The organism is Pseudoxanthomonas sp. Root65, from assembly GCF_001427635.1.
GTDB lineage: Bacteria > Pseudomonadota > Gammaproteobacteria > Xanthomonadales > Xanthomonadaceae > Pseudoxanthomonas_A.
This window is the reverse complement of the sequence record NZ_LMHA01000001.1, coordinates 969,296-982,086: the sequence shown is the minus strand read 5'-3', so window position 1 is coordinate 982,086 and position 12,791 is coordinate 969,296. Positions and strand designations below refer to the sequence as shown.

At 67.8% G+C, this 12,791-nt stretch carries 12 protein-coding genes; 4 read left to right on the top strand and 8 right to left on the bottom strand.

Going from position 1 to position 12,791, the window contains the following annotated elements:
* Nucleotides 1–83 precede the first annotated feature (83 nt).
* From ASD77_RS04300 to ASD77_RS04290, 3 genes are all read right to left on the bottom strand, one after another.
* Nucleotides 84–2,144, bottom strand: coding sequence for a S9 family peptidase (locus tag ASD77_RS04300; RefSeq protein ID WP_055937804.1), 2,061 nt, complete (start codon nucleotides 2,142–2,144; stop codon nucleotides 84–86).
* 106 nt (nucleotides 2,145–2,250) lie between these two features.
* A complete protein-coding gene (locus ASD77_RS04295) occupies nucleotides 2,251–3,756 on the bottom strand; it encodes a YifB family Mg chelatase-like AAA ATPase (protein WP_055937801.1) in 1,506 nt (501 codons plus the stop codon).
* A 9-nt stretch (nucleotides 3,757–3,765) separates the two neighbouring features.
* Nucleotides 3,766–4,029: an accessory factor UbiK family protein gene (locus tag ASD77_RS04290; RefSeq protein ID WP_055937798.1), complete on the bottom strand. Its 264-nt coding sequence runs from the start codon at nucleotides 4,027–4,029 to the stop codon at nucleotides 3,766–3,768.
* 188 nt (nucleotides 4,030–4,217) lie between these two features.
* On the opposite strand from ASD77_RS04290, the gene ASD77_RS04285 reads away from it, so the two are divergent.
* Both ASD77_RS04285 and ASD77_RS04280 read left to right on the top strand, forming a co-directional pair.
* Nucleotides 4,218–4,556, top strand: a complete 339-nt coding sequence (locus ASD77_RS04285) for a P-II family nitrogen regulator (protein ID WP_055937795.1) — start codon at nucleotides 4,218–4,220, stop codon at nucleotides 4,554–4,556.
* Nucleotides 4,557–4,564: 8 nt separating this feature from the next.
* Nucleotides 4,565–5,257 (top strand): hypothetical protein, encoded by a 693-nt coding sequence (locus tag ASD77_RS04280; RefSeq protein ID WP_055937791.1) that lies wholly within the window; start codon nucleotides 4,565–4,567, stop codon nucleotides 5,255–5,257.
* A 108-nt stretch (nucleotides 5,258–5,365) separates the two neighbouring features.
* Here the strand turns inward: ASD77_RS04280 and speE are convergent, their stop codons facing one another.
* Nucleotides 5,366–6,223 carry a polyamine aminopropyltransferase gene (speE, locus tag ASD77_RS04275; RefSeq protein WP_055937788.1) on the bottom strand — a complete coding sequence of 286 codons (858 nt, stop codon included), beginning with the start codon at nucleotides 6,221–6,223 and terminating at the stop codon, nucleotides 5,366–5,368.
* A gap of 289 nt (nucleotides 6,224–6,512) precedes the next feature.
* On the opposite strand from speE, the gene speA reads away from it, so the two are divergent.
* Both speA and ASD77_RS04265 read left to right on the top strand, forming a co-directional pair.
* Complete coding sequence (speA, locus tag ASD77_RS04270; RefSeq protein WP_055937780.1) at nucleotides 6,513–8,414, top strand: arginine decarboxylase; 1,902 nt, start codon at nucleotides 6,513–6,515, stop codon at nucleotides 8,412–8,414.
* Nucleotides 8,415–8,433: 19 nt separating this feature from the next.
* Complete coding sequence (locus tag ASD77_RS04265; RefSeq protein ID WP_156383464.1) at nucleotides 8,434–8,985, top strand: hypothetical protein; 552 nt, start codon at nucleotides 8,434–8,436, stop codon at nucleotides 8,983–8,985.
* A 26-nt stretch (nucleotides 8,986–9,011) separates the two neighbouring features.
* Here ASD77_RS04265 and ASD77_RS04260 read toward each other — a convergent pair whose 3' ends face one another.
* From ASD77_RS04260 to argS, 4 genes are read right to left on the bottom strand one after another with little or no spacing between them, the layout of a single operon-like run.
* The gene (locus ASD77_RS04260; RefSeq protein WP_055937772.1) at nucleotides 9,012–9,761 is read right to left on the bottom strand and encodes an SDR family NAD(P)-dependent oxidoreductase; all 750 of its coding nucleotides are present in this window, start codon (nucleotides 9,759–9,761) and stop codon (nucleotides 9,012–9,014) included.
* Nucleotides 9,762–9,796: 35 nt separating this feature from the next.
* Nucleotides 9,797–10,219: a hypothetical protein gene (locus tag ASD77_RS04255; RefSeq protein WP_055937769.1), complete on the bottom strand. Its 423-nt coding sequence runs from the start codon at nucleotides 10,217–10,219 to the stop codon at nucleotides 9,797–9,799.
* On the bottom strand, nucleotides 10,216–11,007 hold the full coding sequence (locus ASD77_RS04250) for an SPOR domain-containing protein (RefSeq protein WP_055937767.1): 792 nt from the start codon (nucleotides 11,005–11,007) through the stop codon (nucleotides 10,216–10,218). The genes ASD77_RS04255 and ASD77_RS04250 overlap by 4 nt, the downstream gene beginning before the upstream one ends.
* 14 nt (nucleotides 11,008–11,021) lie before the next feature.
* The gene (gene argS, locus ASD77_RS04245) at nucleotides 11,022–12,713 is read right to left on the bottom strand and encodes an arginine--tRNA ligase (protein ID WP_055937763.1); all 1,692 of its coding nucleotides are present in this window, start codon (nucleotides 12,711–12,713) and stop codon (nucleotides 11,022–11,024) included.
* Nucleotides 12,714–12,791 lie beyond the last annotated feature (78 nt).

Genomic DNA, 12,791 nt, shown 5'->3' with positions numbered 1-12,791 from the left:
CGACGTGCGCGTGGCGGACCAGGATGCGGGAAAAGAAACGCCGGCTTGCGCCGGCGTTTCGTTGTTGCGGGGTCGCGGACGGCTTACTTCTTCACCTCTTGGGTATGACGCTTCAGCGCCTCGGACAAGCCGAGGACGCCGTCGGCGCCGGTCGGCACGCTGATGCTGGAGCCTGTCAGGTCATTGCCGATCGGCTCGGCACGGCCACCCAGGCATTGCGCGAGGAAGCCCTCGGTCACCGCATTGAAGGCCTTGTTGTTCTCCGGCCGCGCGAAGCCGTGGCCTTCGTCGGGGAACAACACGTAGGTCACCGGGATGTTCTTCGCGGTCATCGCCTTGACGATCTGGTCGCTCTCGTCCTGTTTCACGCGCGGGTCGTTGGCACCCTGGCCGATCAGCAGCGGCTTCTTGATCTGGTCGGCGCGGGTCAGCGGCGAGCGCTCGGTCAGCCACTTCTTGCCGTCCTCGGTGCGCGGGTCGCCCATGCGCTTGGCCAGTTGCTCGAAGAAGCTGGCCCAGTACGGCGGCACGGTGCTGAGCAGGGTGTTGAGGTTGGACGGCCCCACGATGTCCACGCCGCAGGCAAACGTGTCCGGGGTGAAGGTCAGGCCGGCCAGTGTGGCGTAGCCGCCGTAGCTGCCGCCCATGATCGCCACCTTGTCGTCGGTGGTGACGCCCTGCTTGACCGCCCACTGCACCGCATCGATCAGGTCGTCGTGCATCTTGCCGGCCCACTCGCCGTTGCCGGCGTTGGTGAAGTCCTTGCCGAAACCGGTGGAGCCGCGGAAGTTGACGGACAGCACCGCGTAGCCGCGGTTGGCCAGCCACTGGTTGTAGCTGCCGTAGCCGTAGGAGTCGCGCGCCCACGGGCCGCCGTGCACCAGCAGTACCAGCGGCACCGGCGCGTCCGCCTTGCCGTCGTTGTCGGCATCGGCACTGCGCGGCAGGGTCAGGTAGCTGACCAGCGTCTTGTTGTCGCGCGAGGCGATCTCCACCGGCCACTGCGGCACCAGCGGCTTGCCGTCCAGTTTCGGCCGCGCGGAGAACAGCTTGGTCAGCGTGCCCGCCGGACGGTCGTAACGGTAGTAGACCAGCGGCGCTTCGGCCGCGGAGTACGCGACGATCCAGGTCTTGTCGTCCAGCGTGCGCGTATTGACCGACACGTCACCCGGGCCGATCGCCTCCAGCTTCTCAAGATCGGCGCGGATGGACGGATCGACCACCTTCCATTCGTCGCGCAGGTAGTCGACCGACACCGCCTGCACCCTGCCCGTCGCCGGGTCGGCCAGCGTGCCGCCGACATCGGCGCGCGCGTCCTCCAGCACCAGCGTGCGTTTGCCGCTGGCCACGTCCACCGCGAACAGCGCGGCGGTGTTGCGGCCACGCGAATCGGTGAAGTAGAGCGTCTTGCCGTCCAGCGTCAGGCCGCCGGGGCTGGTGGTCAGCACATCCTCGAACGGGATGTCGTCGACCTTCTCCCAGCCGCCGCGGTCATCGCGCTTCAGCACGTCGGCGCCCCCGTCCGGGCGCGAGCGCGTCGCGTACTTGAGGGCGTAGTCGGCATCGGCAATGTAGCCGGCGATCTGCGCTTCGTTCTTCTCGAGCAAGGTGCGCGTGCCCGTGGCGAGATCGACGCGGTAGAGGTCGTGCCACTTCGGGTCGCGGTCGTTCATGCCGACCAGGATCGTGCCGGGCTGCCTGGGGCTGACGCCGACGACCTGGGCGGTGGTCTTCGGGAACGGCGTCAGGTCCTTCGCCTGCCCGGTCTTCAGGTCGACCGCATACAGGTGGAAGTCCTCGTCGCCACCGCTGTCGCGCAGGTACAGCAGCGTGTCGGGCTGGTAGGACCAGAAGTAGCTGCGGATGCCGCGTGCCTTGTCCTGGGTGACCGCCTTGGCCTGTGCGGGATTGTCGGCCGGTGCGACCCAGACGTTCAGCACGCCGTCGACGGCGGCGACCCAGCTCAGGTACTTGCCGTCCGGACTGACCTGCACGTTGGCGCGCTCGGGATTGCCGAACAGCGCGTCGCGCCCGATCAGTTCAGTGCCTGCGATGCGGTCGGCGGCGGATGGGGCGGCGTGTGCGGCAAGCGCGACGGCGACGGTCGAGGCCAGCAGCGTGAGGCGAAGGGCGGTGTGACGCATGGGCGGGCTCCTGGGTGGCAAGAAGGCGACGGCGGACAGGACGTCCGCTGGTGGAATGCGTGACCGGAGTAGATCACACACGACCTTCTCGCGCCGTGGTCGGAGGTCATGCTGCGTTGCCGCGATCCAGTCCCCGGTAGCCGAGGGCTTCGGTCAAGTGCGCCGTGCCGATGTCGTCGCTGCCAGCGAGGTCGGCGATGGTGCGCGCCACCCGCAGGATGCGGTGCAGGCTGCGGGCGGACAGCTGCAGGCGTTCGACGGCGCGCTCCAGCAAGGCCTGGTCGCGCGCCGACAGGCGGCAGTGCGCCATCGTCTCGGCCTGGCCCATGCGCGCGTTGGCGCGTCCGCAGCGTGCGACTTGCCGTGCGCGCGCCGCCACCACGCGTGCCTGCACGGCGGCCGTGCATTCGCCGTCCGGCGCGTCCGGCCGCAGTTCGTGCGGTGGCAGCCGGGGCACATGGACGTGCAGGTCGATGCGGTCCAGCAAGGGGCCGGACAGCCGGCTGCGGTAGCGGCGGACCAGGTCGGGCCCGCAGCGGCAGCGTCCGCTGGAATCGCCTGCCCACCCGCATGGGCAAGGATTCATGGCCGCGACCAGTTGGAAGCGTGCAGGGAACTCGGCCGTCCGTGCGGCCCGGGACACGGTGACGGTGCCGGATTCCAGCGGCTCGCGCAGCACCTCCAGCGCGGCGCGCGACCATTCCGGCAATTCATCCATGAACAACACGCCGTTGTGCGCCAGCGAGATCTCGCCCGGGCGCGGCTGCGCGCCGCCGCCGACCAGGGCAACGGCGCTCGCGGTGTGGTGCGGGGCGCGGTAGGGTCGCTGCCGCCATCGCGCCGGGTCCAGTCCACGTCCACTGACCGAGGCGATGGCCGCGCTTTCCATCGCTTCGGCATCGGTGGCCTCGGGCAGCAGGCCGGGCAGGCGCGAGGCCAGCAGGGTCTTGCCGCAGCCCGGCGAGCCGATCAACAGAAGATGGTGGCCACCGGCGGCGGCCACTTCCAGGGCACGGCGCGCGTGCGCCTGCCCGCGCACGTCGGCCATGTCGGGAATGGTCGAAGGCAGCGCGGGTGGTGCGATGGCCGAGGGCAGCACCTTGCGGCCTTCCAGCAGTGCGCAGACTTCCAGCAATGTGCGGCCGGTGAACGCGTGCCCCTGTCGTGCCAGGGCCGCTTCCGGCCCGCTGGGTTCGGGCACCACGAGGATGCGGCCGCTGGCGGCGACCGCCAACGCGGCCGGCAGCACGCCATCCACCGCGCGGAGTTCGCCGGTGAGGCTCAGTTCGCCAAGGAACTCGTAGTCCGCCAGCGCTTCGCGACGGATCTGTCCGCTGGCGGCGAGGATGCCCAGCGCGATCGGCAGGTCGAAGCGGCCGCCGTCCTTGGGAAGATCCGCCGGCGCGAGATTGACGGTGATACGGCGCGTGGGGAATTCGAACTGCGCGCACAGGATCGCGGCGCGCACGCGGTCGCGGGCCTCGCGCACCGCGGCTTCGGGCAGGCCGACGATCTGCGTGGACGGCAAGCCGCCGGACAGATGCACTTCCACCCGCACCGGCGGCGCGGACACACCCGCCCGTGCCCGGCTGTTCACCAGGGCCAGACTCATGGCGGCGGATCAGGACTGGGCGGGCGGATCGGCCAGCTGGGCTTCCAGCGTGGCGACGGTACGTTCCAGCGCTTCCAGCTTCTCGCGCGTGCGCAGCAGGACGGCCTGCTGCACGTCGAATTCCTCGCGGGTCACCAGGTCCAGTTTGGCCAGTCCCGCCTGCAGCGTCGACTTGAAGGTCTGCTGCAGTTCTTCCTGCGAGTCGCGCAGGCCGGGCGGCACCAGCTGGCTGAGGCGGCGGGCGAGGTCGTCGATGTGGTTGAGGTCGATCATGTGGGGTCTCCGGCAGTGCATCGAGCTTGCGAGGCGGGCACGCGGGCGCGCCATCGGTGTTCACTGCGCAGCGCTGTCGGAAAAGTCCGGGCGGCGAGGTCCCCATTGAACCGCGACACGCCCTGTACCGCAACCGCGCCTTGTCGTGGCGCGTTATCCTGCGCCCAGCATCCACGGGAGGACCCTGCATGAAAATGGTCATGGCCATCATCAAGCCGTTCAAGCTGGACGATGTGCGCGAGGCTCTGGCGGAAGCCGGCGTCGCCGGCATCACCGTCACCGAGGTGAAGGGTTTCGGCCGGCAGAAGGGGCATACCGAGCTGTACCGCGGGGCCGAGTACGTGGTCGATTTCCTGCCGAAAGTGAAGCTGGAAGTCGCGGTGACGGACGACCAGATCGAACTGGTGGTCGAAGCCATCGTGAAGGCCGCCGGCACCGGCAAGATCGGCGATGGCAAGGTGTTCGTCTACGACCTGGAGCGGGTGGTGCGGATCCGCACGGGCGAACTGGATGCGGATGCGCTGTAGGTCGCGCAATGAACCAGCGTGAGCAGCTGACTGCGATGCGTGTCATTGCACGTGGTTTCGCGTGCCTGCGGATGCTCGTGCTGCTCCTTGCCTTCGGCCTGCTGTCCCCGATTGTTCATGCAGGGGAGGATATGTCCGCGCCAAAGCTGTTGGTCTTTATCGGCAGATTGGCCGAAGTGCGTGAGCTGAAGACCGACTGTGGGAAAGGCTGCTGGAACTTCGACAGTGGTTATCAGCTCAGGTACTCAGTACTGCAGACGTTGAGCGGCGATACGAGCGGTGGCGAAGAAAGCTTCCATTTCTTCGGGCACTATGGCTTGCCTTCGTTCACGCATTACGACACTGCGCTTCTTTTCGTATTCAAGGATGAAAAGACGAGCGTCATGGCCCGGTACCTGGCATTCCCGGTGGCAAGGACCATTGACAGGGGGTGGGCCTTCTGCGGCGATCCCTATCCGGAAGACCTCTCGCGATCCAACAGGCCCGCCTTTCACCGCGTCGAATTCGATGAGCCAGTCGTGCCCTCCAGCATCACTGCCGGATATCGTGAGGATGTGTCGTGGTCCGGATGGATCGAGGGGATGAAGCCGGGCCGAAAGCGTTGCCGGAAAGCGGCGCTGGTCGACGACCTTGCAGCGTATTTTCAGTCGCGCGCAGAACCAGGCTACAACCGGGTTTACCTATTCTCGGATCCCGAGTAGCAGGCTCCGCCGCGCCAGTGATGATGCTTCCTATGTTCTTGCCTGAGTAGTGAAACAAAGAAGCCCCGCGATGCGGGGCTTCGCTGATCCTGCCGGGACGACTCCGCCTTACTCCCCCAGCGCCTTCGCCACGAACGGCGGCGCCACCAGCACGCCCGTGTGCAGGTGCGCGGTGTAGTACAGCGTGTCGAACGGCTTGACCGCCGCATCCGCCTGGCGGAACGCGAAGTCGAAGCCGGCCTGCTTGCTGGCCACGGTCACGCTCCACCAGCCGGTCGGGTAGCACGGCTGCGGGAACGGCAGCGTCTTGAACGACTGGAAGCCGGCTTTGCCCATCTCGGCGCGCATGTCCTTGATCAGGTCCAGCAGCGCCAGCGGCGATTCGGACTGCTGCACCAGCAGGCCGTCCGGCTTCAGTGCGCGGTAGCAGCTCTCGAAGAACGCCTTGTTGAACAGGCCTTCCGCAGGACCGACCGGATCCGTCGAGTCGACGATCACCACGTCCACGCTGCCGGGTTCGCAGTTGGCCATGTAGGCCACACCGTCGTCGAACAGCAGTTCGGCGCGCGGGTCGTTGTTCGACTCGCACAGCTCGGGGAAATACTTCTCCGCCATGCGCGTGACCTGCTCGTCGATATCGCACTGCGTGGCCTTCTCCACGCCCGGGTGCTTCAGCACCTCGCGCAGCGTGCCGCAGTCACCGCCGCCGATGATCACCACGCGCTTCGGCGCGGCGTGGGTGAACAGCACCGGGTGGCTGATCATCTCGTGGTAGAAGAAGTTGTCGCGCGTGGTCAGCATCATCGCGCCGTCGATCACCATCAGCTTGCCCCAGTCGGTGCTGTCGTAGATCTCGATCTTCTGGAACGGCGACTGCACTTCGTCCAGCTTGCCGGTGGTACGGAAGCCGATGGCCGAGCCGGTGTGCGAGAAGTGTTCGATGAACCAGGTGTCGTTGGCGGTCATGGGGTGATTCCTCGGATGAAGGGAGCGGCCCCTTCCCCCGCCTGCGGGGGAAGGTTGGGATGGGGGCGAACGGATCGCTGGCCTCACGCATGCTGCATCGACAGGCGCGACGTGCTTCGATTGCCCCCACCCCGACCCTCCTCCGCAAGCGGAGGAGGGGGTGTATAGCGGGCGCGCATTGTAACGGACCCATGTGACCGCAGCCTGTAGAATGCGCGTCCGCGCCGCCGTGGACCCTCCGCTGCGGTATCGACGACCGCGTCGCCACGCGCCAGCCCAGCGAACAGCCATGACTTCCAGCCCCCTCTGGTCCACCGACCACGCCCGCAAGACCTACTCCGTCCCGCATTGGGCCGAAGGGTATTTCGACGTGGACGCCGCCGGCCGCATCGTGGTGTCGCCCAAGGGCGCGCAGGGGCCGCTGATCCCGCTGCCGGAGGTGGTCGACGCCGCACGTGCGCAGGGTGCGCAGCTGCCGCTGCTGGTGCGCTTCCCGGACATCCTCGGCGACCGCCTGGGCAAGCTGCAGGCGGCGTTCGCGCAGGCGCAGGCCGACTGGGAGTACCAGGGCGGCTACACGGCGGTGTATCCGATCAAGGTCAACCAGCATCGCGGCGTGGCCGGCACGCTGGCCTCGCATTCGGGCGAAGGCTTTGGCCTGGAAGCCGGCAGCAAGCCCGAGCTGATGGCCGTGCTGGCGCTGTCGCGCCCGGGCGGTCTGATCGTCTGCAATGGCTACAAGGACCGCGAATACATCCGCCTGGCGCTGATCGGCCGCAAGCTGGGCTTGCAGACCTTCATCGTCATCGAGAAGCCGTCCGAACTGGCGCTGGTCATCGAGGAGTCGCGCGCACTGGGCGTGAAGCCTGGCTTGGGCGTGCGCATGCGCCTGGCCACGCTGGGCGCCGGCAAGTGGCAGAACAGCGGCGGCGATAAGGCCAAGTTCGGCCTGTCCCCGCGTCAGGTGCTGGATTTGTGGAAGCAGCTGCGCGACGCCGGCCTGCAGGACACGCTGGGCCTGCTGCATTTCCACATGGGGTCGCAGATTTCCAACGTGCGCGACATCGCCAACGGCATGCGCGAGGCGACGCGTTACTTCGTCGAACTGTCGAAGCTGGGCGCGACCATCAGCCATGTCGACGTCGGTGGCGGCCTGGGCATCGATTACGAAGGCACGCGGTCGCGCAGCTATTGCTCGATCAACTACGGCATCGGTCAGTACGCCAGCAACATCGTGCAGCCGCTTGCCGAGGCCTGCGAGCAGAACGGCCTCACGCCGCCGCGCATCGTCACCGAATGCGGCCGTGCGATGACCGCGCACCACGCCGTGCTGGTGGTCAACGTGTCGGAAGTCGAGCAGGCACCGGAAGGCCGCGTGCCGCCGCCGCACGACGACGAGCCGTCCGTGATCCGCCACCTGCGCGAGATCCATGCCGAGCTCGATACGCGTCCGGCGGTGGAGCTGTTCCACGAGGCCCAGCACCACCACAGCGAAGGCCTGTCGCTGTACGCGTTGGGCCAGATCGACCTGGTCCACCGAGCGCGTATCGACGACCTGTTCTACGCCATCGCGCATGCCGTGCGTGCACGCCTGAGCAGCGATGAGCGCAGCCACCGCGACCTGCTGGACGAACTCAACGAGCGCCTGGTCGACAAGTACTTCGTCAACTTCAGCGTGTTCGAGTCGATCCCCGACGTCTGGGCGATCGACCAGGTGTTCCCGATCGTCCCGATCGACCGCCTGGACGAAGCGCCGGCGCGCCGCGGCATCATCGCCGACATGACCTGCGACTCGGATGGCATGGTCAAGACCTACGTCGAGAACGAGGGCCTGGATTCCTCGCTGCCGCTGCATGCGCTGAAGCCGGGCGAGAGCTACCGGCTGGGCATCTTCCTGGTCGGTGCCTACCAGGAAATCCTCGGCGACATCCATAACCTGTTCGGCGACACCGACGCGGTGGAAGTCAGCGCCGACGCCGCCAACGGTTACCTGCTCACCCAGCAGCGCCGCGGCGACACCACCGACGTGATGCTCGACTACGTAGGCTACAAGCTGGACGACCTGCGCGCGGTGTATCGCCAGCGGGTGGAGGAAGCCGGCTTGCCGGCAGCGGAATCGCAACTGCTGGCCGATGCGCTGGAAGCGGGCCTGACCGGCTACACCTACCTGTCGGATGAGCCGCTGGGCTGAGATTAGTGAGGGGGTAAGGATGCGCGGAACGCTGGGTATTGCTGCTCTGGCTCTGCTGCTGTTCCCCGCGCTTGCGAAAGCGTGCCAAGAACCTGGCTGGACGCCGTTTCGACAGCACGTCAGCGATGCTCGCACCATTTTTATCTTCCGGCTCGAGTCCACAGAGGTCAGGCGAACTCAGCTAGGCTCCTCGGCGTACATGGAGTGGATCCACGGACGCATCAGGGTCGTGTCGTCATTGAAGGGAGATGCGAGCAAGTTTCGCAGCGTGCGTTTCAGTACCGACGGCTGCGATGCCATCCGTCTCGATACCGGGCACTACTTCCTGGCGGCCACACGAGAGTCTGGGCCAGAACTGGACCTGCTGGTGCAAGGTCGGTCGGTGATCGACTTGAAGTACCAGTACGCCGAGAGCGCCGCCGCGGATCGGCGTGAAGGACAATTGCTGCGATCAATACGGCGCCATCTGTCAGACGGTACTGCGCTGCCCGTTGAGCTGCCGGACGCTAACCGTCGTTTCTGGACGGACGCATTCCAACCGCCCCCGCCCAAGCCGGCCAAGCAGCGCTGACGCGCTTGGCGGGTGCGCGTGGCGACTCAGTCGCGTGCCACCTGGAACCCCGCAAACGACTGCGACACCGGCATGATCTCCAGCCGGTTGACGTTGAGGTGCGGCGGCAGGGTGGCGACGTAGAAGATGGATTCGGCGATGTCGTCGGCGGTCATCGGGTTGGCGCCGGTGTAGAGCTTCTCGGACGCGGCCTGGTCGCCATGCGTGCGGACCAGGGTGAATTCGGTTTCGGCCATGCCGGGTTCGATGGTGGTCACGCGCACGCCGGTGCCGTGCAGGTCGCTGCGCAGGCCCAGCGAGAACTGACTGACGAAGGCCTTGCTGCCGCCGTAGGCGTTGCCGCCGGGATACGGGTACACGCCGGCGACCGAGCTGATGTTGATGATGGCGCCCTTGCGTTCCACCAGCAGCGGCAGCAGGCGATGCGTCAGCGTGACCAGCGCGGTGATGTTGGTATCGATCATCGTGCGCCAGTCCGACAACAGCGCGCGCTGCGCCGGCAGCGTGCCCTGCGCGAGGCCGGCGTTGTTCACCAGCAGGTCGATGCCGCGGAAATCCGCCGGCAGGGCGGCGAGCGCGGCGTCCATCGCGGCTTCGTCACGGATGTCGAAGGCGGCCGCGTGCACCTTGTCGGCGCCCAGCTCATCCACCAGCGCCTGCAGGCGATCGGCGCGACGGCCGGTGGCGACGACGCGCCAGCCCGCGTCGGCAAACCGGCGAACGGCAGCGGCACCGAAGCCGGAGGTGGCGCCGGTGATGAGGGCGGTGCGGGTCATGCGGATTCCTTGGGGGGAAGGGAAGCAGGTCGCGATCAGCGGCGCGCGACGCGGCGCTGGTACCACAGGGCGCCCAGCCACGCGCCGAGCGCGGCGGCAAGCAGCGACAGCACGGCGCTCAGCACGTTGGTGCGCAACAGGAAGGCGAGCGGATAGGCGACGTCCGAGGCCGCGCCGGCGACGCCCGCCAGCACCGACAGTGTGGCGATCCACATCGCCAGGGTCAGGCCGATGGCCACGACCATAAAACGGTACCCGGCCAGCGCGCCTCCCAGACCCATGCAGAGCGTCGTCACGACGTAGCTGATCGGGGCGAGGTAACCCCAGCGCGTCTGCACCAGGTCCTGCCAGCCGGCCGGCAACACGCGGCCGACCAGCCATGACGCCGCCAGCAGCGCGACCATGGCGACGGCGGTCGCCATCACCAGGCGCTGCAACGTCGGCCGCGCCGGACTCACTGCGCCTTCACCGCCATCGCCGGCAGTCCGCCGCTGGCGAGCTTCTGCTTCGCTTCGGCCAGTTCGCTGGCGGTGCCGTACGGCCCCATGCGCACGCGATAGACGGTCTTGCCGTTGATTTGCGCGGATTCCACGCGGGCGCTGAGGCCGAGCATGGCGATTTTGGCCTTGGTGGCCTCGGCATCGCCGGACGCACCGAAGGCGCCGGCCTGCAGGATGTAGCGCGCGCCGGTGTCGGCGCTGGCGACGGTGGTGGCCGGCCGGGGTGCCGTGGCCGTGTCGGCCGCGCGCGATGGTTCGGTCGCGCGTGCGGGGGCGGCTTCGTCGATCGGCGTCGGCTGGGCAACGGCGGCGTCGGCCGGCGTCGCGGCGACCGGCGTGGTCGCTTGGCCGTTCAGCGCGGCACGTGCCTTGCGGGCATCTTCCTCGCGTGCGCTGGCGGCCAGTTCCGCGTCGGACATCTGCACTTCCTTGCCGGGCAGCAGGGTGTAGAAGTCGTACTGGGTTTCCTTCGCGACGGATTCGTCCGTCGTGGTGGCGGTGGCGGGGGTGTCACCGGCAGGCGCATCGGGCACGACCGACTCGACATCGGCGCTGTCGATCGGGGCCGGTTGCGCATCGGGGTTGGGCTGCGGACGGAAGAAGCCGTCGCCGTCCTTCTTGCCGAAGCCGGGCACGATGAAATACACCGCCAACCCGATCAGCAGGCCGAGGATCAGCCATACCCATGCCGGGGTCGCATGGCCGGAATTACGGGTGGCCTGGTTCTTGCCGCGCCTTGCTGCCATCTACTGCTCTCCGCTCACATCTTTTCGGGCGCGCTGACGCCCAACAGGTCCAGTCCGTTCGCCAGCGCCTGGCGGACGGCCAGTGCCAGCGCCAGGCGCGCATTGCGCTCGGCGGCATCGTCGACGAGGATCGGTTCGCCGTCGTACCACGCCTGGAAAGCATAGGCCAGTTCGCGCAGGTATTGCGCGATGGCGTGCGGCTCCAGCGAAACGCCGGCGGCTTCGACCACTTCCGGATAGCGCGACAGTTCCACCATCAGTGTGAGCGAGCCTTCATCGGTGAGCGCCCGCAACGCGGCGATGCCCGCCGCCTGGTCGTAGGCGGCCAGGCCCTTCTCTTCCACGCGGCGCAGCAGGCTGCAGACGCGCGCATGCGCGTACTGCACGTAGAACACCGGATTGTCCTTGCTCTGCTCGCGCGCCAGGTCGATGTCGAAGGTCAGTTGCGAATCCGGCTTGCGCGCGATCAGGAACCAGCGCGTGGCGTCGGCGCCCGCTTCTTCGATCAGGTCGCGCAGGGTCAGGTAACTGCCGGCACGCTTGGACAGTTTCACTTCCTCGCCGCCGCGCATCACCGTGACCATCTGGTGCAGCACGTATTCCGGATAGCCCGGCGGAATGCCTTCGCCCAGCGCCTGCAGGCCGGCCCGCACGCGGGCCAGCGAGCCGTGGTGGTCCGCGCCCAGCTCGGTAATGGCGCGCTGGTAGCCGCGCTGCCACTTGCTGAGGTGGTACGCCACGTCCGGCACGAAATAGGTGTAGCTGCCGTCGGACTTGCGCATCACCCGATCCTTGTCGTCACCGAAGTCGGTCGACCTCAGCCACAGCGCGCCGCCTTCCTCGTAGGTGTGGCCCGAGGCGACCAGCTTGCGGACGGTTTCCTCGACCTTCTGGTCGGCGTACAGCGAGCTCTCCAGGAAGTAGCGGTCGAACGACACGCCAAACGCGGCCAGGTCCAGGTTCTGTTCGCGGCGCAGATAGGCCACGGCGAAGCGGCGGATCGCATCGAGGTCCTGCGGATCCTTCGCACCGGTCACCACGTGGCCTTCCACGTCGACCGAATCGCCGTTGAGATAGGCCTGCGCCACGTCGGCAATGTAGTCGCCGCGGTAGCCGTCTTCCGGCCAGCCTTCGCTGTCCGGGGTCAGGCCGAGCGCACGCGCCTGGGTGGACCTGGCCAGGTTGTCGATCTGCACGCCGGCGTCGTTGTAGTAGAACTCGCGCTTGGCGTCCCAGCCGTTGGCGGCCAGCACGCGCGCGATGCAGTCGCCGATCACGCCGGCGCGGCCGTGGCCGACGTGCAGAGGGCCGGTCGGGTTGGCCGAGACGTACTCCACGCCCACGGTGCGGCCAGCGCCGCTGTCGTTGCGGCCGTATGCGGCGCCCTGCGCCAGGGCCGTGGTCACTTCGCGCTGATACGCGCCGGGGCTGAGGTGGAAGTTGATGAAGCCGGGGCCGGCGATCTCGACCTTGGCCACGTCGTCGCTGGCGGGCAGCGCGGCAACCAGCGCGGTGGCGATGGCGCGCGGATTGCTGCGCGCGGCCTTGGCCAGCAGCATGGCGGCATTGGTGGCGAAGTCGCCGTGTTCGCGGGTCTTGGGGCGCTCGACCACGAAATCCGGCGTGGCGGTATCGGCCGGCAGCGTGCCGGCGGAGCGCAGGGCGTCGATGCCCTGGGCGATCAAGGCGCGGAGGGAAGCTTTCACGGAAGACCGTCGTGTTGCGTGGGAACCGCCTATTCTAGGTTTTCCCAGTCCCTGCGTGGGATCGGCACGGTTCAGCCC

What these genes read in the sequence shown, in the direction of transcription:
- ASD77_RS04290 (WP_055937798.1), bottom strand. Translation starts at nt 4,029, where the DNA reads ATGATCGACCTCAACCACATCGACGACCTCGCCCGCCGCCTCAGCCAG.
- ASD77_RS04280 (WP_055937791.1), top strand. Translation starts at nt 4,565, where the DNA reads ATGAACCAGCGTGAGCAGCTGACTGCGATGCGTGTCATTGCACGTGGT.
- ASD77_RS04295 (WP_055937801.1), bottom strand. Translation starts at nt 3,756, where the DNA reads ATGAGTCTGGCCCTGGTGAACAGCCGGGCACGGGCGGGTGTGTCCGCG.
- ASD77_RS04260 (WP_055937772.1), bottom strand. Translation starts at nt 9,761, where the DNA reads ATGACCCGCACCGCCCTCATCACCGGCGCCACCTCCGGCTTCGGTGCC.
- ASD77_RS04285 (WP_055937795.1), top strand. Translation starts at nt 4,218, where the DNA reads ATGAAAATGGTCATGGCCATCATCAAGCCGTTCAAGCTGGACGATGTG.
- speA (WP_055937780.1), top strand. Translation starts at nt 6,513, where the DNA reads ATGACTTCCAGCCCCCTCTGGTCCACCGACCACGCCCGCAAGACCTAC.
- ASD77_RS04300 (WP_055937804.1), bottom strand. Translation starts at nt 2,144, where the DNA reads ATGCGTCACACCGCCCTTCGCCTCACGCTGCTGGCCTCGACCGTCGCC.
- ASD77_RS04265 (WP_156383464.1), top strand. Translation starts at nt 8,434, where the DNA reads ATGCGCGGAACGCTGGGTATTGCTGCTCTGGCTCTGCTGCTGTTCCCC.
- speE (WP_055937788.1), bottom strand. Translation starts at nt 6,223, where the DNA reads ATGACCGCCAACGACACCTGGTTCATCGAACACTTCTCGCACACCGGC.
- ASD77_RS04250 (WP_055937767.1), bottom strand. Translation starts at nt 11,007, where the DNA reads ATGGCAGCAAGGCGCGGCAAGAACCAGGCCACCCGTAATTCCGGCCAT.